The organism is Nostoc sp. DedVER02 (genome assembly GCF_034530675.2).
Lineage (GTDB): Bacteria > Cyanobacteriota > Cyanobacteriia > Cyanobacteriales > Nostocaceae > Nostoc.
In genome coordinates, this window is the sequence record NZ_JAVRCP020000016.1 from 66,531 (window position 1) to 86,384 (window position 19,854).

The window sequence follows — 19,854 nt, forward strand, 5'->3', positions numbered from 1 at the left end:
CTTAAATTAAAAATGGCAGAGAAATAAGGATACCATTCTCTGCCATTCTTTATAATATTTTAAGAGTTCGTGCAGTCAACTTTTTCTTTCAGTCTAGGTAAATAAATCTAGATTATGAAAGTTTTAGCTTTGAGCAGCTTGGACAAACCCTAAAGTTAGGCTGTCTTTAGCAAGGAAGTGAGACAAATGATAAGCACGTTCCTCGGTTTTCAACAAAATCTTTTCGTATAAATAGCGTGTACCCCGATCGCCTAAACTCTCTGCCTGAGCAGCTTGGCGACGAATTACACCAATAATTGCTTGTTCGGCAGCTAGGTCATTTTCCACCATTTGGCGAGAGGAATATACACCTTCAGATTCTTGCTCAAAACAAGTTAACTCTGCTAATTTGCTGAAGGTAGCTACTGGCACACCGCCCAGTCCATCCAAACGTTCTCCAATTTCATGAACGTGGTCTTGTACTTGGTTGTAGCTTTCGTTAAAAAACTCATGCAGAGAGTAAAATTCTGAGCCTTCAACTACAAAATGGTGCTTTTGGTACTGCAAGTACAGTGCCTGGAAACTAGCTAATACAACGTTAAATCCTTCTGTAACTGGAGCAGTTACACTGTGATCCAGCAACACGGGATTGTCATATACATGACCAAAATTCCGTAACAAAGTTTGCGTTTCAGACATTGTGTTCCTCTCTTTTTAACAGTTATAGATTTTAACTGCTTATTTTCAACATATTAACATTTTAATAATAAAAACAAGCCAATTCGCCATCACAAGATTTTGTATTTTTGCTTACTAAAAATCTCAAATTTATTGTTTGCTGGATGACGGCACACCCATTAAGTTGCATAAATCTCTCATCAATATTGACATTACAGCTTAAATGTGCATATTTCCCAATAGAGTAGGGAGTGGTGAAGAAGCAAGGGAGAGAATAAAAAATAAAAATTACCTCTCTCCCCTCTGCCCCCTGCTCCCTGCACCTCTGCCTCTTCCCTCTCTCAATATGGGATAGGTGTAAAAGTTTGATTTTTTTTCCAAAATTAATGAGAATTCTTTGCACTTAAGGTATGCTGGTTTTAAGAGGTTACGCTCCTCAGACTTTCAAAAAACAGAGAGTTAATCGCGGTAGTTACTGCAAGTTTGTTGCACTTTGAGGGCAATTCTCTTGAAATCGTTTAGTTCAGAAATAGAAAGCAACCACCTTGTAGAGGTGAATTGGGCAGACCGCTGGCAAGTCTATCAACGCCTAAAGGAGTTAGAAATTCCCTGTAGTTGTGCGGCTAACCAGCCATTAAAAGTTGAAATTGGCTCTCCTACGACAGCTGTTCAACTTTGGAGTGTGATACGGCGATTAACAGCCTCCCGTCAAGACCAGATTTGGACTCTTGAGTGCTGTTGGAAAATCGCTAACAACAGTTCTAATTTTTAGCTGCTGCTGAGAATATCTCGCTTGATAGTTTGTACTTAGTTAAAAGGAGGTCAAAAAAATGGGTGCATCTCACAGTATGGAAGTATCAGAATTTTGTCTTGAGGGCAGATTTATAAATTTTGTTATTAAAGATGGCTATAAGCTTAAAGGCTTAATACTGGGGACTCATGAGGGTGAGTCTTACATTAAATTAGCTAAACATTTACGGGCTGCCTTTGACTTGCGCTTACCACCAGGGACTTGGTTGCAAGTTGCTGGTTACAAAAAGCATGATTTGAAAGATGGCACAGTCACTTTGAAAGCTGAACGGGTGATGGCGGCGCGTTCTGATATGGGGATTGGAACGATCGCACCAGTCCAAGAACCCCCATCTATTGATAATGTCAAAGTAAAGCCAGCTAAGGCTAAAGCTACGATTTTGGTGTGTCAAAAGTCTGATTGTATGAAACGCGGTGGTAAAGCAGTTTGTCAGGCGTTAGAGGCGGCTTTAAGCGATCGCGGTTTAGAAGACCAAGTTACAATCAAGGGCACTGGTTGTATGAAAAATTGTAAAGCTGGGCCGAACTTAGTTATGCCAGATAAAACACGCCATAGCCGAATTCAAGCAGGACAAGTTCCGGCGCTGATGGATAAGCATTTTGGTGACAAGAGTTTATCAGCGCAGCCTGAGAATTTAAGGGAAGTGGTGATATCTAATGGCAAGCTTTTGGGAAAAAAATCATAAAATCTTGACATTTCGATGAGAAAGCTTCATAATATCTTCTCAAGTGTGTTCCGCTAATACTCGGCTGTAAAATCTAGTAGAAGTTTGCAATAAAATCAAAAAACTGGCTTTTGTGAAGGTCAGTTTTTTGAGTGAATAAGATTTTGATCGGGATTCTCCCATAATTTGCAGAAATTCAAGAGAATGTGGTTGATTGGTGAGTACGTATATGTAAAGAGACTTGTCGTTAGACATCGCTTACATTTGAAGCGTCCATCATCAATGACTTAAAAATAATGCCACATATCCCTCATTGGGTATATATCGTTTTTTTAGCACTTATTAACATAGTCATGATTTTTCTATTCCGTCATGACTGGAATCGCCTTGCTAAACTCTACCGCACCAAAGAAGCCCCACCACAAAACTTCTCCCGGATGCAAAGCGGTTCTGTGGGTTTGGTTCACTATAAAGGAACTTTAAATGTTGGTATAACTTCTGAAGGGATTTATCTAAGCATTTTCCCGTTGTTTCGCTTTGGGCTTACGCCATTGTTGATTCCCTGGAGTGCTATTAGGAAAATTGAGCCTGCTAACCAATTATTTATACAGCGTTTTCGTTTGTATCTTAGTTCGCCAAAAGTAACTTTGATTTTAAGCAAAGATATTTTGGAATCAGCGAAAGAATTTTTAGCCACACAGGGATTTGAGTGGATTTAGATAATTCCCGTTTTTAGCTGGCAAATGCCATTTTGGATTGTGTACTCTTACGGGTGAAGCAAGCTATGTGTGGTGTCTCATTTAGATGCATATTTGTGCTAGAGGTTAAAATCTCAGGCTCATAGTGCAAGTTCATTTGAGTGAACTTGCACTATGAGAGAGGGAATTGATTAGCAGTTTGTTGTTGAGATTCGTGGGTTTTTTGGAGGGTAGGTTGAAAATTACATGACTTAGTTAGAGAAGACTGCAATAAGTGTCGCATTGATGTAGCTTGCAGATGGCCAGGTAAGACAGTTAAAAAGTCATTTAGGTTTTGGATAGCTTCACCAATAGATTCTGAGGAAGCACCCTTTGATAAGGCATAACGATACAAGTAGTCTGCTCGTTCAGTGTATTGAGCAGCCAACAAGTGGTCTGCTTGTTGAGTGTATTGAGCAGCCAAACAGTAAAGGGCTAAATTAAAGGTATTACGCCAGTCTTTAGCATTTTTTTTGCAATGCTCTCTAGCAAACTTGATGGCAGGCATCAGTACAGTTTGTGCTTCGTGTAGTTGGTTAAGGGCTAAGTAGACTAAAGCGCGATTATACATAGCATCTTCATAACGTTTTTCCTCATCAGCTTTTAACCCATTTGCTAATTGCTTACCCCAATACTGAACTTCAGCAGAATCGCCATCTTTACCAGCCTGAAGCATTGTTTTTGCATATTGCTGGGCAAAAATGGGTTGATTTTTGAGGAGAACCAGAAATTCATTAAGAGCTACGAGTAAAATCTTTTGCGGTGACTGACATAATTTATGGTACAAAACATTTAAAGTGTGACTTTGCCAGCTAGGATCGCGCTGTTTGTTATCTTCATCCAATTGCAAATCGTTCCGTAGGCTGTCATAATATTGTGCCAACTTACCATGTATGTCAGCCCAACCTTGCGGCGATGAAAGGCGTTTGTGGCATAACATTTGGGTTTTGACGACATCATGATAAACCCAACCGTCGCAACGTTCTTTGATAAAGGATGTTTCTTTGAGCCAAGTAAATAGCTCATCAGCTTCTTCTTCTGTTCTTAACTTGGCTATAACATCCCGGTTCAAGCACCGAGGAATGGCAGCATCAAGCACCACTTGTCGCCGTTTGGGATCGTCAATCCATTTTAAAAAGCTTTTTACAGCACTGCTGCTAGGCTCAATTACCTGGTTGGGGTCATTGGGATGAGCATCTGCTAACATTTCCACTAGCAGGGGTAAGTTTCCAGAAGCGTTTAAAATCACTTCAATAATGCGACTATCTGTAATGCCTTTGTGAGTTAGATATTGTTTGGCTTCTTCTTCCGTAAAGGGTTCCAGAGGCAAACGAACTATTGATCCTTCGTAGGATGCCCAGTTATTTTTATCTAATTCTTGCCGACTGGCAACGATCATTAATATATTGGCAGATACTTTACCGTGCTGGTTCTCAAAAATTTCCCATAGCCAGTTCTCTAGGAAGTCTCCGGTGCGTTCTGAGGTATCGAAAAACAGGACAACAGGAATTTGATCGGCAATTTTAGAAATATCTTGCAAAAATAGCGGGGTCAGAACTTCTTTAGGTTCTTTAACTAAATGTACTTCATCTTTATTTGTTATTTTCTTAGCAACATAAGATGCCCATTCTCCGGCTTGGGTAGCTAAAGTATCCTCATCTACAAAGTCAAATACAGCACCACCAACGGGAACTCGACGCGCCAAACGCACACCAGTTTTTACCATAGTTTTACCGACAAAAGCGGAAAAACCTTGAGGAGCATCTGGATCTGTTTCTAATTCTTGGCACTTTTGGCAGTAAACTTTGTAGCGATCGCTAAACTGCGTTAGTTTATAACCTTGCTGTTCTAACTCTTCAGCTATACGACCCATGACTTCTGGTATAGTTTTTTCAGCTTCATCGATATAAGCCGAAATCATTTTTGCTTCGTCAGCAATTTTCCGAAACTGCCGCAGCAAGGTAGTTTTACCAACTCCGCCTTGACCAGAAACGTCAAAGAGAAAACAATGGCGATTGTCTTCTACGGGTAATGCTAAATTTTGGCGAAATCGGTTTATTTGGTCTTCACGACCGACAAAATTTGATTGTTGACGTTGCTTAAGAATATCTTGTAGACTCTTGGGCTTATCTTGTGTGTTCATAATAAAATTTAGTTTTGAAGCGTCTATCTTTATAGACAGAACTACTAAATATAAAAAATGTATTACGGAATTTTCTCAACTTTTTTGAGGTAATTTTTAGGCGTTGACCTTTTGAGGCTCAATGTTGACCTTTTGAGGCTCGACGTTGACCTTTTGAGGTTCGACGTTGACCTTCTGAGGCTCGACGTTGACCTTCTGAGGCTCGACTTTGACCTTCTGAGGCTCGACTTTGACCTTCTGAGGCTCGACTTTGACCTTCTGAGGCTCGACTTTGACCTTCTGAGGCTCGATGTTGACCTTCTGAGGCTCGACTTTGACCTTCTGAGGCTCGATGTTGACCTTCTGAAGCTCAAAAATGCGCTGGCGATTAAAAATCGCGGCTATACAGACAAAACCCGCCTGCGCGGGTTTCAAGAATCTTTGGATACAAAATGCAGAAACGGCATAGTATTGGAGCATTGTCATGAGCAACCTCAGCGTCCAACTTCCTGACTTGATTATTCAGGTATAACCAAGTTGAGGAAATCTCTGGCATTGACAATTGCAATACCTTGATAACTGCCCAGAGGTAACAAATGCCGCTTGTCGCCTGTAACAATATGAGTTGCATTCCCAACAATGGCGCACTCTAGTACCATGTTATCGTTTGGGTCAGTAGTGAGAAAATTTAAAGTGTTGGCAATTGTGATTAATCGTAGAAAAGTAAGCAAATCAGCTATTGTCTCAATTACTTGAATAGGCGTAAATTTCAACTTTTGTTCTAATTTTTCGGTTAGTTCATCAAGTATTTCTGGACAAATTAAATCTTTTACCCGGCCTTGGCGTGCCATATCAATACAGTGATAAGGACTACCTTTCCAGCCAATAGCAGATAGCAAAACATTTGTATCAAACACTACTATTGGTCGCACTCTCTGTCCTCATGCACTAAGTCATCTATAAATGACTCACGTTGATCTTCGGACATACTATCCCAATCTAAACCACGTTCAGCACACAAGCTCCGTAATTGGGTTTGGGCATACTCCATACGAGAATTTCGCTCTTGCTCACTTTCCTGTGCTAGGGCTAATAATACTACTCGTTTACTCTCTGGAGGTAGCTGCTTGACTAATTCAATTACTTGTTCATCGCTCAGTGTCAGCTTTGGCATGGTTGTTACCGGAAAACTGGATTAGTTTTTCTCAATTCTTATTTCAGCGTATCAAGAGATTTGATTTGCAATGCCTACAGCTACGATTTGTTATGAGAAGGAGAAATCCGCTTAATGTTTGTAGGCAATTGGGTTTAGCGCGGGTTTGGTAAGGTGCGTTAGCAGCAGCGTAACGCATCGAAAGTATCTAGAGTGATGCATTAAGAATGTAATGTATTCTACAAATTCTTAATGTTTGGAAGTCATTCATCAGAGTCTGAATTTGAACTCTCATTCAAGGTTGCTAAATTTTTGCCCTCAAAATTTGCTGGTTTAAGTCTTGGCCATTCAAGATTAGCCCGTTCCAGATTAGCCCGTTCCAGATTTGCTCCTTCAAGATTTGCTCCTTCAAGATTCGCCCTTACAAGATTTGCCCCTTCAAGATTCGCCCTTACAAGATTTGACCATCCAAGATTTGCCTCTTGAAGATCCGCCCGTTCAAGATTTGCCTCTTCAAAATCCGCCCCTACAAGATACGCCCCTTCAAGATTCGCCCCTCTAAGATTTGACCATCCAAGATTTGCCTGTTCAAGATTTGCCCCTTCAAGATTCGCCCTTATAAGATTCGCCCCTCCAAGATTCGCCCCTCCAAAATTTGCCCCTTTAAGATTCGCCCCTCTAAGATTTGTCGCTACAAAGTCTTTAAAAACTAAAATACAATCTTGCAAATCCAAAAAACTTAAGCAATTCAAGCAAAACACATCAGTTCTAGCAATGATTCTTTGCCCTTGCAAGCGGGAAATCCAGATACCGAAAGCTTCAGGTGTATGCCATTGAATCTTTGAAACTGTCTCTGTCACTCTAGCGCAAGCATTTAAGACAGCCAATAACGCTTCTTCTGCATTTCGTGCTTGTCTATTTTCTTCTTGAAAATCAGGTCTGGGAGTTAAGCGTTCCATCGGCATTCCATGACGCAACATAAAACCAATCAGATGGCATAATGTCTGCTGCCAATTGCTAACATCCGATGCATTCTGTAAAGGCATTTCATCCATAACAAACTTGAAAAGGTATTTCTCCATAGGGGATGCACCGCAGAGAATTGCCCATCTTTTTAAAGCCTCGCGCTCATCCCATCCTTCATCTGGATCGTTCTGGCGATCCTTTAGCTTTTTATGAATGAGTCTAACTTCTCGCACAATGCGTTTTGCTGTCAAATATTCACCAAAACTTTTGTGAGTAAATTCAAAAGTTTTTTCCTGTTCCTTAACTCCACTCTCACGAAAATAAAAGGCAGTCAAAAGACGAGTTACGCCTAATTTTGCACTTTCCTGAAACTTGTCTAAAAGACTCTTTAAACTACTGTGTTCACAATGGGCTTCAATCTCTCTGACTGTTGTTGTTCGTCCATCTCCATGCCAGGAAGCTAAAGCAATTTCTTCGAGGATGCGAACAAAGTCTTTTTCCTCAATTCCACGAATAGCTGCATGTTGACGACCATCCCAACCGCGCTGATAAACTGCTGTGAGCAAATTTGCATAAATTGCATTCAGGTTGCCGTCTGTAGGAAATTTATTTTGCTCGTCAAAACTCAATGCAACCAGGTAATTCAGCAAGGGTTGGGCAGTAATTTCTGTCAGGTTATCTTGGTTTAACTCTTCTGGTAAGCAATCATAAGCGCGTCCGCTAGCATTGCCGTATTTCTGCCACCAAATCTGACGTTGATCTTGCTGCAACAAGTTTTGGTCATCAATGTAATTATTTATCTCGTCTTCAGTAACGAAATATGGCAAGATATGCAATATTTGCTGTGGTTGGCGAAAGTCGCTACTATTTGCTTGCACTACTAATTCTCGACCACTGATTAATACTTGTAAGCAAGTTTCACGCCCATTAAACCGCTCTACTTTTCTTTGAACTTCACGCACAAATTGTTGAGCAATCTCAGTGGCAATTTTGCCCTGCATGGCAAGCTCGTCTAAACCATCGAAGATAATCAGTAAGCGTGAATCAGCCTTATCTTTATCTAGCGGATTATGTCTGAGAAAGCCATCGTCTCGCACAAACTTACCAATTGCATCAACTAAGTCATCCGAGGGTTCAAAATGGTGCAAAGGTATAAACAAAACCGGATTTTTCCCTTTTTCTGCTTGGTTAGCTGCAAAGATTTTGGCAAAGGAAGATTTACCGCTTCCTGGGCCACCACTAATCACTCTAATGGCATCATTGCGATCGCTTTTTTCTAACCAAGCTTCTAGTTCAGTTTCTAAATCAAGAACAATTCGCTGATATTTCTCATCTTCTCTCACCCAGCGTTCAAATTCATCTTCTTTTTCACCCCCAACTTTCTGCTTATAGTAGGCGTGTAAAGGAACATAAACCTGTTTTAAACCAAAAGCTTCTAAAAGCATCGGTTCTTCAACCTGTTTTTGTAGCCAAGCTAAATAACGCTGCCATGACTGTTCCCGTTCATTGGCTTGAGTAAAGGGAGTATCCAGTTCTTTTTTTAAACAAGCATATTTTTCTGGATGTTTTGCCCACTCTTCATGTAAGGCAAACACAAAATAGGTAGGAAGACGATGACTAATTGTTAGTGCCTGTGCTTCATTAACGCTAAAGTATTTTAACCAGTTGGCAAAAGCAGTTTTAATCGCTTCCAGAATCGGCAAATCTTTGGGACGGCTAAAAAAATCTTGGTCAATACGCAATTCTATACTTTCTAGGGAATCGTTGAGGCGATCGCACAATAGCTCAAGATCGCTTTCGTTTGGTTTTTCAAACAGTAACTCTTGATTTCCTTTTACCAAACTCACTATTGCTTCTACCAAAGAACGGTAAATTAGTAACCAAGCAACTTCCTCTGGTGCTGATCCTAAACCTAGTGCTGATGTAGCTTCCACAGCATCTTTGGCTACCTCTCCCCACTGACCTAAGACCCCATTTATTACACCTTTGCCTAGTGATTTGAATAGTTCTTTAAAATCAGCGTTAATGGGTTTATTCCATAATGCAACAGGTTTGCTGACTGAAAATCCAGAGGTATTGCTCATAGCTGCTGTATGACGCTGGTAGATGTACTGAGTTAATATATTTCAACAAGGTTTGATCGGATTCTTACTGAAAACCAGCAGTAAATTTAATAATTTATCTGGATATTTTTATGCGTTGACCTTCTGAGGCTCAATGTTGACCTTTTGAGGCTCGACTTTGACCTTCTGAGGCTCGATGTTGACCTTCTGAGTCTCAACATTGACCTTCCGAGGCTCAACATTGACCTTCCGAGGCTCAACATTGACCTTCCGAGGCTCAACTTTGACCTTCTGAGGCTCGACTTTGACCTTCTGAGGCTCGACGTTGACCTTCTGAGGCTCAATGTTGAGCTTTTGAGGCTCGATGTTGAGCTTTTGAGGCTCGATGTTGACCTTCTGAGGCTCAAAAATGCCTTGGCGATTAGAAATCGCGGCTATACAGACAAAACCCACCTGCGTGGGTTTCAAGAATCTTTGGATACAAAACGCGAAAAGGGCATAACATTGTTATGCCCCTACAAATTATGTATATTTTAGTAAGTTTGCAAGTGATATGATTACCTGTTTTAAGCTTTAGCTAACTGGGACTTCGGGTTGCTTTTTCTTAGAACGACTGTTAAACCTGCGTCCCATTTCATCAATTACCCCATCTAAACCTGCGACATCACCGCTAGCTTTGGCATAGCTATAAACTGCTAATGCTGCTGCATAAGCTTCGCTAGCAGAGGCGATACAGGTATCATCCACCAACTCTTGCAGTTGCGTTAAAGACAAAAGCACTGGATACAACGATTCAAACAGCGCTAAATCTCGGCGCATCTCTTCTAAATCAAAAGAACGGGGCAAAAAGTTAGGGTTCTGTGTCGCTATTTCTAAAGCTTTACTGACAAAAGCCCGACTTTTATCTCCCATCTTCAACATTGTTCGCCGTTCTTCGGGGGTTAAATCTACCAAAAACGGTAACTTTTCTCTAATTGTAGCGATCGCCTGCATGACTGCTTCTTTGTCTGCTGGGGATAGGCTGGCACTGATGCGATTATCTGCCATTTTTAATACTCCTTTAGGGCACTTAATTTCAGTATTCCCAAAGTTATAGAGGCGATCGTCATTGTCAATAGCTAAGGGACTTCCAGAAAATAAATTATCCAATTTACTCAGATAAATAATATTTTTCTTTTTCCCCCTGCCCCCTGCCCCTTGCTCCCCTGCCTACATTTTTTAGTTGGAAGTCCCTTAATGTGCATCTAAATGCAGACATGACAAAATTAAATGTCCTTTGGCTTAACTGATTAATAATGAGTTGCTGACTTGCGATGATGCACGGCTGTGATGCCATCATTATCTAACAATTTGCCATTCTCAACAGTTGCATAAACCAGCCAATGGTCGCCAGATTCCATCCGATTTTGTACGGAACATTCCAGATATGCTAGGGCATCCGTAAGTATGGGAGAACCGTTTTCAGCTTCTTGGGCGGCAACATCGGCAAATCGATCTTGTCCTGGGCCAAAGGGTTTGAGGAAGTGCTTCATTAATCCCAAATGATTGCCTTCTTTAAGAATATTGAGGACAAATTTGTTTCCTGTGTGCGTCAGTGTTTCTACTGCGCGGTCTTTAGCAACGGCTATGGTTAAACCAGGCGGACTAAAGCTAGCTTGAGCTACCCAAGAGGCTAACATAGCACTAGAGCGATCGCCTTCTTTGGCAGTCAAAACGCACAAAGAACCGACAATGCGACCAACTGCTTGTTCTACAGTTGTTGCAGGAAGACTCTGCGATCGCACTTTTCTAGCTTTCTTCAGTGCTTGGGCAAAGTCGGTTCCAGCTTCTTCACATAACTGTAAGGTGGCATCGTCAGGTTTGAATTTTACGCGGATGGTGTCAAAACCAAACCGATAGCCGGCATCTTTTAATTTCCCTTCAATTAAATCAACCGCTTCCCCACTCCAACCAAAGGAACCAAAAACACCAGCAAGTTTGTTGTTAGTAGCGTTGGATAGCACAATTCCTAAAGCTGTTTGCACGGGTGTGGGTGCATGACCGCCGAGAGTTGGAGAACCCATAATGAAACCACCAGCTTTTTCTACAGCTGCCCGGATTTCTTCTGGTTCGGTAAATTCGCAGTTAATCGATTCTACAGCCACACCAGCTTTGGTGATCCCACGAGCGATCGCTTGGGCTAAGGTTGCCGTATTTCCATAAGCTGACGCATAAATCAACGCTACTGTCAAATCAGCAGATGTTTGCTGTTGACTCCATTCTCGATATGCCTTGGTTAATTCGATTAAGCCATAGCGCACCAAAGGCCCGTGTGCAGTGGCATACATCCTCACGGGAAAATCGGCTAGTTTCTCTAGCGCTGTTTCAACTTGACGGGCATGGGGAGCCATCAAACAATCAAAATAATAGCGCCGATCTTCGTTATATATTTCCCAGCCTTCATCAAATACCTGATCGCCGCAAACGTGCGCCCCAAACAACTTATCTGTGTAGAGAATTTCTGTTTGCGGATCGTAGGTGCAAAGTTGATCTGCATAGCGGGGGTTAGGGGTGGGAATAAATTGTAAATTATGTCCGTTACCCAAATCTAGGGTTTCTTCGCCCCGCATCACCAGAATTTGCAAATCTGGGTTTTCCAGCGCCCCACGCAAATTTATCGCCCCTGGATTAGAACAAACAAAGGTGATTTGCGGGGCAATTTCCAACAAAGCTTTTAAAGTTGTAGCGCGGTTAGGATTTACGTGTCCCAAAATTACATAATCTAAGTCTTCGAGATGGAAACGCTGCTGCAATGCTTCTAAATAAATTTCTGTAAACGTTTCCCCTGGAGGGTCAACGATCGCAGTTTTATCGCTTTCAATTAAATAAGAATTGGCAGTTGTACCCTTAGCAAGAGCGTATTCAATTTCAAATCTGAGCCTTGACCAACTGCGCGATCGCAATATTCTTGTATCTGTAGCTATTGGATAAACTTGAACATCCCGAGGTTTATTTTTTGACATGGCTTTATTTGGGAATAGGGCATTGGACATTGGGAATTGGGAATTGGATTTGGGGAAAAGGTTAAAGGGTAAAGGTTAAAGGTTTTTTCTTTCCCTTTTCCCCTTGCCCTTTTCCCTTTAACCGACAAGTATTGCCCACTGTTCTCTTTGTCAATAGTGATTTCCAACTTTGCGATGATGCACAGCAGTTAAAGCATCGGCTTTAGAAACTCGTCCGGCGTAGACGGTGCTGTATACTGCCCAATGGTCGCCGCAATCCATTCTACTGATGACTTCGCACTCCATGTAGGCGAGGGCATCGTTGAGAATAGGCGCACCATTTTCGGCTGGCTGGGTTCTCACTCCTTGAAAGCGATCGGCACCAGGGCCGAATCGTTTCAAAAAGTGCTTCATCAGGGGTTGAAAATTGCCTTCTTCTAATACGTTGAGAACAAAGCGATCGCCTACTTGCATGAGTGATTCAATTGCCCGATCTTTGGCGACTGCAATGGAAAATCCCAAGGGTTTGAAGCTAGCTTGAGCAACCCAAGAGGCTAACATGGCACTGGATACATCACCTTTTTTGGCAGTGATGATATATAGTCCGCCACTGAGTCTACCTAATGCTTTATCTAAGTCAGCACCAAGGGATTTCATGGCTTTGATGCTGCGATCGCGTGTTACCCATTGAGCTAAGTCTGTACCCGCTTCTTCACACAACTTGTAGGTATTTTCTGTAGGCGCTTCTTTAATTCGAATGGCTGGAAAAACTGTTATTAAACCTAAATTACGGAATTTACTTAGCAAAGGATCTATCGGCTCATCATCGCCACCGCCACTTTCAAACACGCCGATGGCTTGCTTTTCTTTGGCAGATCCTAAAACTGTGCTGAGTGCAGATTGGATACTCCCAGCGCCAGAAGCCGGAGGTAGACCAACGATCAGCCCTGCACAACGGCCAACTAGTTCCCGCAGTTCTTGTAAATCGACTTCAGAACCCAAATCGACAATTTCCACGGCGACACCGGTTTTACCGATACCGTTGGCAATTGCTTGGGCGAGGCGATCGCTATATCCGTATTCGGAAACGTAAAATATCCCAATCACCGTTTCTGGTTTGGTTTGAGTTTGACTCCAAGTGCGGTAACGTCCAACTAGTTCCTCAACGTTGTGAGACAATAACGGGCCGTGTCCTGTGGCAATCATATCGATGGTTTTCAGTTCCCCCATCCGCTTCAGGGCAGACAAAACTGAACGGGCATTTGGCCCCATCAAGCAATCGTAGTAGTAATGAAAGTCTTCTTCGATCGCCGCCAAGTCTTCATCAAAGGTGCTATCTGAGCAGTAGTGCAGCCCAAAAGCATCGCAGGTGTAGAGAGTTTTGGTTTTGTGGTCGAAGCTGAAAATGGTATCCGGCCAGTGTAAATTGGGGGCAATTACGAATTCAAATTCGTGCCCGTTGCCCAAATCTAAGCGATCGCCATTTTTTACAATCCGCCGCTTAAATGACTGATGTACGAAATCCTCAAGAAACTGAATCGCCACCTTAGAACCAACAACGGTAATTTCTGGAGCCATAAGCAGCAAATCTTTAACTAAACCGCTATGGTCTGGCTCGGTATGGCTGATAATTAAATAATCAATATCTGTTGGGTTGATTAGTCCGGTGAGCGTATCAAAGTATAGTTGACGAAACTTTTCGTGGGAGGTATCAACTAAGGCAGTCTGCTCCCCACGGATGAGAAACGAGTTATAAGTAGTACCGTTTTGCAGACCAAACTCAATATCGAAGCGATCGCGATCCCAATCCAAAGAGCGAATAGCCGTCGTCTCTTGAGCAATTTCTACAGTCTGTATGGTGAGCCGTTTTTCAATTTTTTCGGTGAGTGCTACCATAACTCCCTCCTTGACACAATGAGTATTTCTTCCTCTTCTTTTATTGTGACACGTGATGAATGTTAATTTTTATTAAAAAATCTATAGCTGACTTAAAAAAGTTAAAAGTGTGAAACCACAGAGGCACAGAGAGGAAATTTGGCTAGCGTTGGAAATTGGTAATTCTCGCCTGCATTGGGCATTGTTTGTTGGGGAGACGCTTTACTCAGCGTGGGATACTGACTATCTTGCTGAATCTGCCATACAACAGTTGGCTGAATGTAAAACTCTGAATGATTTATTAGAGAACATTTTTCCAGAAGGTGAATCTCTCACAACTACTCTGCCCCTTTGCCCTGTTTTCGTCGCCTCCGTAGTTCCCAGTCAAACTGCTATTTGGCAAACTTACCCAAATACTCATCTTATTACATTAGGCCAAGTACCACTAAAAGGTATTTATCCCACACTAGGAATTGACCGCGCCTTAGCTTTATGGGGGGCAGGGAAAACTTGGGGTTTTCCAATGTTGGTAATTGATGCTGGAACAGCCCTAACTTTTACGGCTGCGGATGCTAATGAGTGTTTAGTTGGAGGTGCAATTCTGCCAGGATTAGGTTTGCAATTTGCAACTCTTGGTCAACAAACAGGACAATTACCATTAGTAGAAACACAAACTTTTACGTCTTTACCACCACGTTTTGCTCTTGATACGAAAGAAGCTATTGAAAGTGGAGTGATTTATACAATATTAGCTGGAATTAAAGATTTTATTGAAGCATGGTTGAATTTATTCCCTGATGGCAAGATTGCGATTAAAGGAGGCGATCGCACTTTATTAATCAACTATCTGCAAGCCTTATATCCTGAAATTGCAGCACATTTAATTTTGGAAGCAAATTTAGTTTTCTGGGGAATGCGGGAAATAGAGACGCGATAAATCGCTGTCTCTACAATAATCATTCCTTTGTAGAGACGGCGATTTATCGCGTCTTTAGATTTATTACGAATTATTTAATTAGAGGGTCGGAATTGAGCTTTGATTCTCTGTCCGATGGAAGTAGCCTCCCGGCGAATCCTCTCAGGGTCAACCGTGAGCATCCTACGTTTTTCCATTAGAACTTGCCCATTTACAATCACAGTATCAACATCTTGGGAATCTGCTGCATAAACAAGATGCGAGATGACATCGTAAAGCGGCAGCAAGTGTGGTTCTTTAAGTTGAACTTGAATTAAGTCTGCTTGAAGTCCCACCTTAATCGCACCAATTTTATCTGATAATCCCAGTGCTTCAGCACCGCCAAGTGTTGCCATACGCAAAACTGTCTTAGCCGGTACAGCAGTAGGGTCTAGAGTAGTCCCTTTATGGATGAGGGCGGCGAGGCGAATTGCCTTCCACATATCAAGAGTGTTGTTCGATGCGGCTCCATCAGTACCTAAACCAACTTTAATTCCTGCTTTCAGCATCGCCGGAATCGGCGCAAAGCCAGAAGCCAATTTTAAATTAGAGTCAGGATTGTGGATAACACCAACACCGCGTTTAGCTAGCAGGGCGATTTCACTTTCGTTAGGCCAGACAACGTGTGCAGCAAATACACGCGGCTCAAGGAAGCCAAGATTTTCTAGATGTTTTACTGGGGTTGCGTTATAGCGTTGCTGAACATCTTTAACTTCAGCTTGTGTCTCTGCCAAATGAATCGTCAGTGGGACATCATAATTACGCGCAGCCTGAATAGCTTGGACAAGATGCTCTGGCGAAACGGTGTAGGGAGCGTGGGGAGCAATAGCTGGTATTATACGTTCGTTCTTGCCTTTCCAACGTTTCAGAAAATCGATCGATAAGGCAAAGGCATCATCCCATCCTTGGAAACCAGGGCTGGGAAAATCTATTGACGAGGGCGCAATAATGGCGCGTAAGCCACATTCCTTAACCACGTTGGCAGCCACATCTGGCTCAAAGTACATATCAACAAATGTTGTTGTACCACCGCGTATCATCTCCCAACAAGCTAGCTGTTCGCCAACGCGAACAAAATTTTCGTCAACGAACTTCCCTTCTGCTGGAAAAATGTAATTCTGAAGCCAATCCTGTAATGCTAAGTCATCCGCAAGACCGCGAAACAGAACCATTGCTGAGTGAGAGTGACCATTAACAAGACCCGGCATCAGCACCAGACCGTCGCCTGGAAGCGTCCTGTCGGCTCTGTAAGATGTCATGATTTTGTATTGTGTGTCTACCGCAACAATTTTGCCGTCTTTAATGGCGATCGCACCATTCTCGATGACAGGTTGTGCTTCGTTCATCGTTACGATGAAATCACCACCTACAATAAGTTGTACCCTTTGCTTACCTTGAGTACCTAGATGATAGTTACTCTGAGCAATAACTATCTGACTGAAAAAGACCAACAATGTGGTACAGACAAAAAGAACTAACGGCTTATAGTATTTTGTCAGATGATATTTCACACTAAAATATCCTTGTTGAATTTTTCTTGTGACTTTATCATCCATCTAATTGCTACCAATTTCACAATTAAAAATCATGGTTTATACCAACTCATCTGTAAGAAATCTTCACAAATTGGTAGCCTGAAATATATCTGTTTTATTACTTCCAAAAAAGAAAAATATTTATAGCAACAGTGAAGGTGGTTAGGACATCAACAGATGGTGAAACTTAGACACAAAAGGACTTTTCACCCAGTCCCCAGTCCCCAGTTCCCAGTCCCTTGCTATATCTTTGTTCGTAAATAAGTTTACTTGCTCTAAAACTTTTTGACAGACGGAATAATTCCTATTTCTTACTTTCTGCTTTTTGCCTTCCTTCGATAAAACTCAAGTGATGAAGCTTTCTATAGGATTACTATTTGATTTTTGAACGAAATTAAGTATTTGTAGAGTGTGTTAGAACGGAGTTCGTAACGCACTATTATCAGGGGTTTGATGCCGTACTCTCCGCGCTCACATCCTACGGATATTTTCATAAATCAAACCGGATTTTTATATATTGATTGCGTACTTTGCTGCAAAACACTCGTGTAGCTTGCTGATTTGCAGGAGTACGTATCTAGGATAAAGGGGAAGTCAAAATTATCAATTCCCTTTAATAAAATCTCGAATCTCGATCGCTACAACCCCAGCACAAGATTCTGGTAAGTCATTTCCGGCATGGGAAATCATTTTTAACTCAACTTTCGGCATCAATTGAGCATAAACCCGACTCTTGGCTAAAGCATCTGGTGTATCTTGGCCACCTTGTAAAATCAAAACAGGTACATCTATCATGTAAAGCCGCTTTTGTACTAATTCTGCCTCAATTTCTATTTGCCGTCGTTTGAAAAGTAACTGACAACCTATGGGATACGGCAATAGCGACTGACGCAGCTGCAAGTCTTGGGCGATTTTTTCATGCCAACCCAACACTTTAGTTAAAGGAATTAGCGATCGCAACAATTTAGCTACTAGTGGTGGATAGCTTAGTAATCGCCGCATTTTTCGACAATACTCTTCAAGTCCAGCTATCTCTACACCCTCTGGTGCAAGCAGTACCAAACCATCAACTTTCTCTGGATACTTTAAAGCATAGCTAGCAACAATCCAACTCCCAAGAGAATGTCCTACTAAATATACTTTCTCTAGCTTGACAGCTTGCACAAATTCCGCTAAACACTCTACTTGTAAATCTATCGAATGGTGTATATTCGGATTTTCTGACTCCCCAAACCCTAACAAATCAGGTGCAAAGCAATGGAAATCTTGTGCAAGGAACTCCATCACAGATAACCATTGGCTGCTCTCATTCCAAGCGCCATGTAAAAAAATTATAGGAGTTTTTTCACCGACTTCACGCCAGAATACTAGCCCTTGAGAGAGCTTTATCCGGGAGTTACGGAATAGTGTGTTCATTTTAATTTAGTAGTTAACTTTTAGCACCATAATAAATAGTCATTAGTCATTGGTCATTAGTCATTAGTTTTGGAGAAATTATAAACACAGAAGTGTGAGCCGTTCGCGTAGCGTCTCGTAGAGAAGCTTTCTTAGATCGCAACTTTAGCGGCAAATGACCAATGACATAGGACAAATAACCAATGACCAATGACAAAATATTATTATGCCAGTGTTGTCAAGCCATTTAAGTAGTCTTGCAACTGCCGAGTATGGTCGTGAGACATCTGTCCTGAAGGTAGCAAATTTGGAGAGAAAGCTTGGATTTCCATAACTTCTAAAGTATCTTGAATCTCCATTGTCCCATGCACCTCGGCTTCAACCACAATACAAATTGAATGGATTCTGGGATCGCGATCTGGTGCAGAGTAAACTCCTACCAAACGATTAATTTTCACCAATTCTAGCCCCGTTTCCTCAATCAATTCCCGGCGGACTGTGTTAGGAATATCTTCTCCCCAATCAACCATGCCTCCAGGCAATGCCCAAAGACCATCATCACGCCGCCGGATCAGTACAATCCGACCATCGGGTAAAATTGGGATGATACTAGTGCCAGTAATGGGATGACGAAATATAATACCCAATACTGTTTGTCCAATACGCCATAAGCTACGTGTGGACTGGACAGCTGCCGGAAAAAAAGCAATAACGTTCAATCTTCAAAATTTATATGTTGTATTCTATATTTCTCTACCACTTACATAACCTCAACTCATAAAAATTCGTTGAGTTTTGTTTTATACAAAAACGTTTGTGGTTTGAGATTTTATTCTCACGATTTACGTAGAATATTATTAATCTTAACATCAAGTTTCAATAGAAGCACTGTATTTATATATACATATCATTTGTTAAGTTAGAAAAATTTCCAGTTTATAAATAACATTAGCTTTGCTCAAACCAGCTATCATTAATATTTTTCCAGCGCACTTTCAAAAAATTAATCTGAATTCTGAAGAGACAATTAAGTGGCATTTGAGATTGTCATCAAACTCTTGATAATTAAGCTTAATATATGAAAATCGTTTACAAAAACCGCGATCGCACAACAACCTCTATGAAAAATCTAGCTCTACTATCTGCCATAGTCCTCACCACCACATCTGGATTGGTTTTCGGTACAATGCAAAGCGCCTCTGCTTTAACTTGGAATTGGAATTACTCTGGTACTGGTATAGAGGCGATTGGTACTTTTATCACTGAGAACACCCCTGACGATTTAGGTTTTTATCAGATTTTGGAAATTAATGGTACACGAAATGGTGAAACAATTACCGGTCTGCAACCTGTAGGGACTCCAATACCAGGAAACGAACCTTTTGGTGTTGACAATTTAATTAGTTTGAATACTCAGCAGTTAACGGTTGATGGTTTTGGGTACTCTACATCGGGGGGAAACTATTCTAGTCCATTTTTCGCTAGTTTCTTGCCAACACCAAGTTATTTAGAGGTTTTTTCTGCGCCACCATTTACAACAGGTTCTGAGAATTTTGGGTCAGAAGATAGTGAGTTACCTATTAGTTTTTCTGCAACCATAATCACTGTTCCTGAACCCACATCTATCCTTAGCTTACTTGCCCTCGTTACTCTGGGTGTCCCTTCAGCACTCAAACGTAATAAGCAATCCAAGTTAACTCAAAAGAAGCTTGAAAAAGTTTCCTAAAACCATCAATTCTTTGATGTAACTTGAATCCAAGAAAAAGTATTTTTCATCTACCTGGTGGGCATAATTCTAAATTTTTATTGACAAAACAAGGCTAAGTGCGGTATAATTGTAAACTGTTCAAAGCGTATTGATTGCTGCACTAGGCTACAAGTATATCAATAATATTGGTACCTGATATTGCCTACGTGATGCCTAGTTGCTACTTTTTTGT

The 19,854-nt window shown here is 41.5% G+C and carries 18 protein-coding genes; 6 read left to right on the forward strand and 12 right to left on the reverse strand.

The window, feature by feature from the left end; all coding sequences use genetic code 11:
* Positions 1 to 123 precede the first annotated feature (123 nt).
* On the reverse strand, positions 124 to 678 hold the full coding sequence (locus RMZ41_RS17525; RefSeq protein WP_194044835.1) for a Dps family protein: 555 nt from the start codon (positions 676 to 678) through the stop codon (positions 124 to 126).
* 487 nt (positions 679 to 1,165) lie between these two features.
* On the opposite strand from RMZ41_RS17525, the gene RMZ41_RS17530 reads away from it, so the two are divergent.
* The 3 genes from RMZ41_RS17530 (at position 1,166) to RMZ41_RS17540 (ending at position 2,851) form a co-directional block, all read left to right on the forward strand.
* Positions 1,166 to 1,429: an Asr1405/Asl0597 family protein gene (locus RMZ41_RS17530; RefSeq protein ID WP_322643752.1), complete on the forward strand. Its 264-nt coding sequence runs from the start codon at positions 1,166 to 1,168 to the stop codon at positions 1,427 to 1,429.
* Between the two features lie 58 nt (positions 1,430 to 1,487).
* Positions 1,488 to 2,153 carry a (2Fe-2S) ferredoxin domain-containing protein gene (locus RMZ41_RS17535; RefSeq protein ID WP_322643753.1) on the forward strand — a complete coding sequence of 222 codons (666 nt, stop codon included), beginning with the start codon at positions 1,488 to 1,490 and terminating at the stop codon, positions 2,151 to 2,153.
* A 332-nt stretch (positions 2,154 to 2,485) separates the two neighbouring features.
* Positions 2,486 to 2,851, forward strand: a complete 366-nt coding sequence (locus RMZ41_RS17540; RefSeq protein WP_322643754.1) for a hypothetical protein — start codon at positions 2,486 to 2,488, stop codon at positions 2,849 to 2,851.
* 151 nt (positions 2,852 to 3,002) lie between these two features.
* Here RMZ41_RS17540 and RMZ41_RS17545 read toward each other — a convergent pair whose 3' ends face one another.
* From RMZ41_RS17545 to RMZ41_RS17565, 5 genes are all read right to left on the reverse strand, one after another.
* Positions 3,003 to 5,012 (reverse strand): ATP-binding protein, encoded by a 2,010-nt coding sequence (locus tag RMZ41_RS17545; protein ID WP_322643755.1) that lies wholly within the window; start codon positions 5,010 to 5,012, stop codon positions 3,003 to 3,005.
* A gap of 96 nt (positions 5,013 to 5,108) precedes the next feature.
* Positions 5,109 to 5,477, reverse strand: coding sequence for a hypothetical protein (locus RMZ41_RS17550; RefSeq protein ID WP_322643756.1), 369 nt, complete (start codon positions 5,475 to 5,477; stop codon positions 5,109 to 5,111).
* Between the two features lie 32 nt (positions 5,478 to 5,509).
* Positions 5,510 to 5,923, reverse strand: a complete 414-nt coding sequence (locus tag RMZ41_RS17555) for a putative toxin-antitoxin system toxin component, PIN family (RefSeq protein WP_322643757.1) — start codon at positions 5,921 to 5,923, stop codon at positions 5,510 to 5,512.
* Positions 5,911 to 6,165, reverse strand: a complete 255-nt coding sequence (locus RMZ41_RS17560; protein WP_322643758.1) for a hypothetical protein — start codon at positions 6,163 to 6,165, stop codon at positions 5,911 to 5,913. Before RMZ41_RS17560 ends, RMZ41_RS17555 begins: the two co-directional genes overlap by 13 nt.
* Before the next feature lie 242 nt (positions 6,166 to 6,407).
* Positions 6,408 to 9,194, reverse strand: a complete 2,787-nt coding sequence (locus RMZ41_RS17565) for a pentapeptide repeat-containing protein (protein WP_322643759.1) — start codon at positions 9,192 to 9,194, stop codon at positions 6,408 to 6,410.
* Positions 9,195 to 9,338: 144 nt separating this feature from the next.
* Here RMZ41_RS17565 and RMZ41_RS17570 point away from each other — a divergent pair, with 144 nt between their 5' ends.
* The gene (locus RMZ41_RS17570) at positions 9,339 to 9,710 is read left to right on the forward strand and encodes a hypothetical protein (RefSeq protein ID WP_409875516.1); all 372 of its coding nucleotides are present in this window, start codon (positions 9,339 to 9,341) and stop codon (positions 9,708 to 9,710) included.
* A gap of 36 nt (positions 9,711 to 9,746) precedes the next feature.
* Here the strand turns inward: RMZ41_RS17570 and RMZ41_RS17575 are convergent, their stop codons facing one another.
* The 3 genes from RMZ41_RS17575 to RMZ41_RS17585 all read right to left on the reverse strand — a co-directional run bounded on the left by RMZ41_RS17575 (position 9,747) and on the right by RMZ41_RS17585 (position 14,050).
* A complete protein-coding gene (locus tag RMZ41_RS17575; RefSeq protein WP_322643838.1) occupies positions 9,747 to 10,220 on the reverse strand; it encodes a hypothetical protein in 474 nt (157 codons plus the stop codon).
* Positions 10,221 to 10,462: 242 nt separating this feature from the next.
* Positions 10,463 to 12,175 carry a diflavin flavoprotein gene (locus RMZ41_RS17580; protein ID WP_322643761.1) on the reverse strand — a complete coding sequence of 571 codons (1,713 nt, stop codon included), beginning with the start codon at positions 12,173 to 12,175 and terminating at the stop codon, positions 10,463 to 10,465.
* A 150-nt stretch (positions 12,176 to 12,325) separates the two neighbouring features.
* Complete coding sequence (locus RMZ41_RS17585; protein ID WP_322643762.1) at positions 12,326 to 14,050, reverse strand: diflavin flavoprotein; 1,725 nt, start codon at positions 14,048 to 14,050, stop codon at positions 12,326 to 12,328.
* A 109-nt stretch (positions 14,051 to 14,159) separates the two neighbouring features.
* Between RMZ41_RS17585 and RMZ41_RS17590 the strand changes: the two genes are divergently transcribed.
* Complete coding sequence (locus RMZ41_RS17590) at positions 14,160 to 14,966, forward strand: pantothenate kinase (protein WP_322643763.1); 807 nt, start codon at positions 14,160 to 14,162, stop codon at positions 14,964 to 14,966.
* 74 nt (positions 14,967 to 15,040) lie between these two features.
* Here RMZ41_RS17590 and RMZ41_RS17595 read toward each other — a convergent pair whose 3' ends face one another.
* The 3 genes from RMZ41_RS17595 to RMZ41_RS17605 form a co-directional block, all read right to left on the reverse strand.
* A complete protein-coding gene (locus RMZ41_RS17595) occupies positions 15,041 to 16,540 on the reverse strand; it encodes an amidohydrolase (RefSeq protein ID WP_322643764.1) in 1,500 nt (499 codons plus the stop codon).
* Between the two features lie 582 nt (positions 16,541 to 17,122).
* Entirely contained in the window at positions 17,123 to 17,935 is an 813-nt protein-coding gene (locus RMZ41_RS17600) for an alpha/beta hydrolase (protein WP_322643765.1), read from the reverse strand.
* A gap of 203 nt (positions 17,936 to 18,138) precedes the next feature.
* Positions 18,139 to 18,633, reverse strand: a complete 495-nt coding sequence (locus RMZ41_RS17605; RefSeq protein ID WP_190894735.1) for an NUDIX hydrolase — start codon at positions 18,631 to 18,633, stop codon at positions 18,139 to 18,141.
* Positions 18,634 to 18,992: 359 nt separating this feature from the next.
* On the opposite strand from RMZ41_RS17605, the gene RMZ41_RS17610 reads away from it, so the two are divergent.
* On the forward strand, positions 18,993 to 19,640 hold the full coding sequence (locus tag RMZ41_RS17610; RefSeq protein WP_322643766.1) for a PEP-CTERM sorting domain-containing protein: 648 nt from the start codon (positions 18,993 to 18,995) through the stop codon (positions 19,638 to 19,640).
* The last annotated feature ends 214 nt before the right edge of the window (positions 19,641 to 19,854 follow it).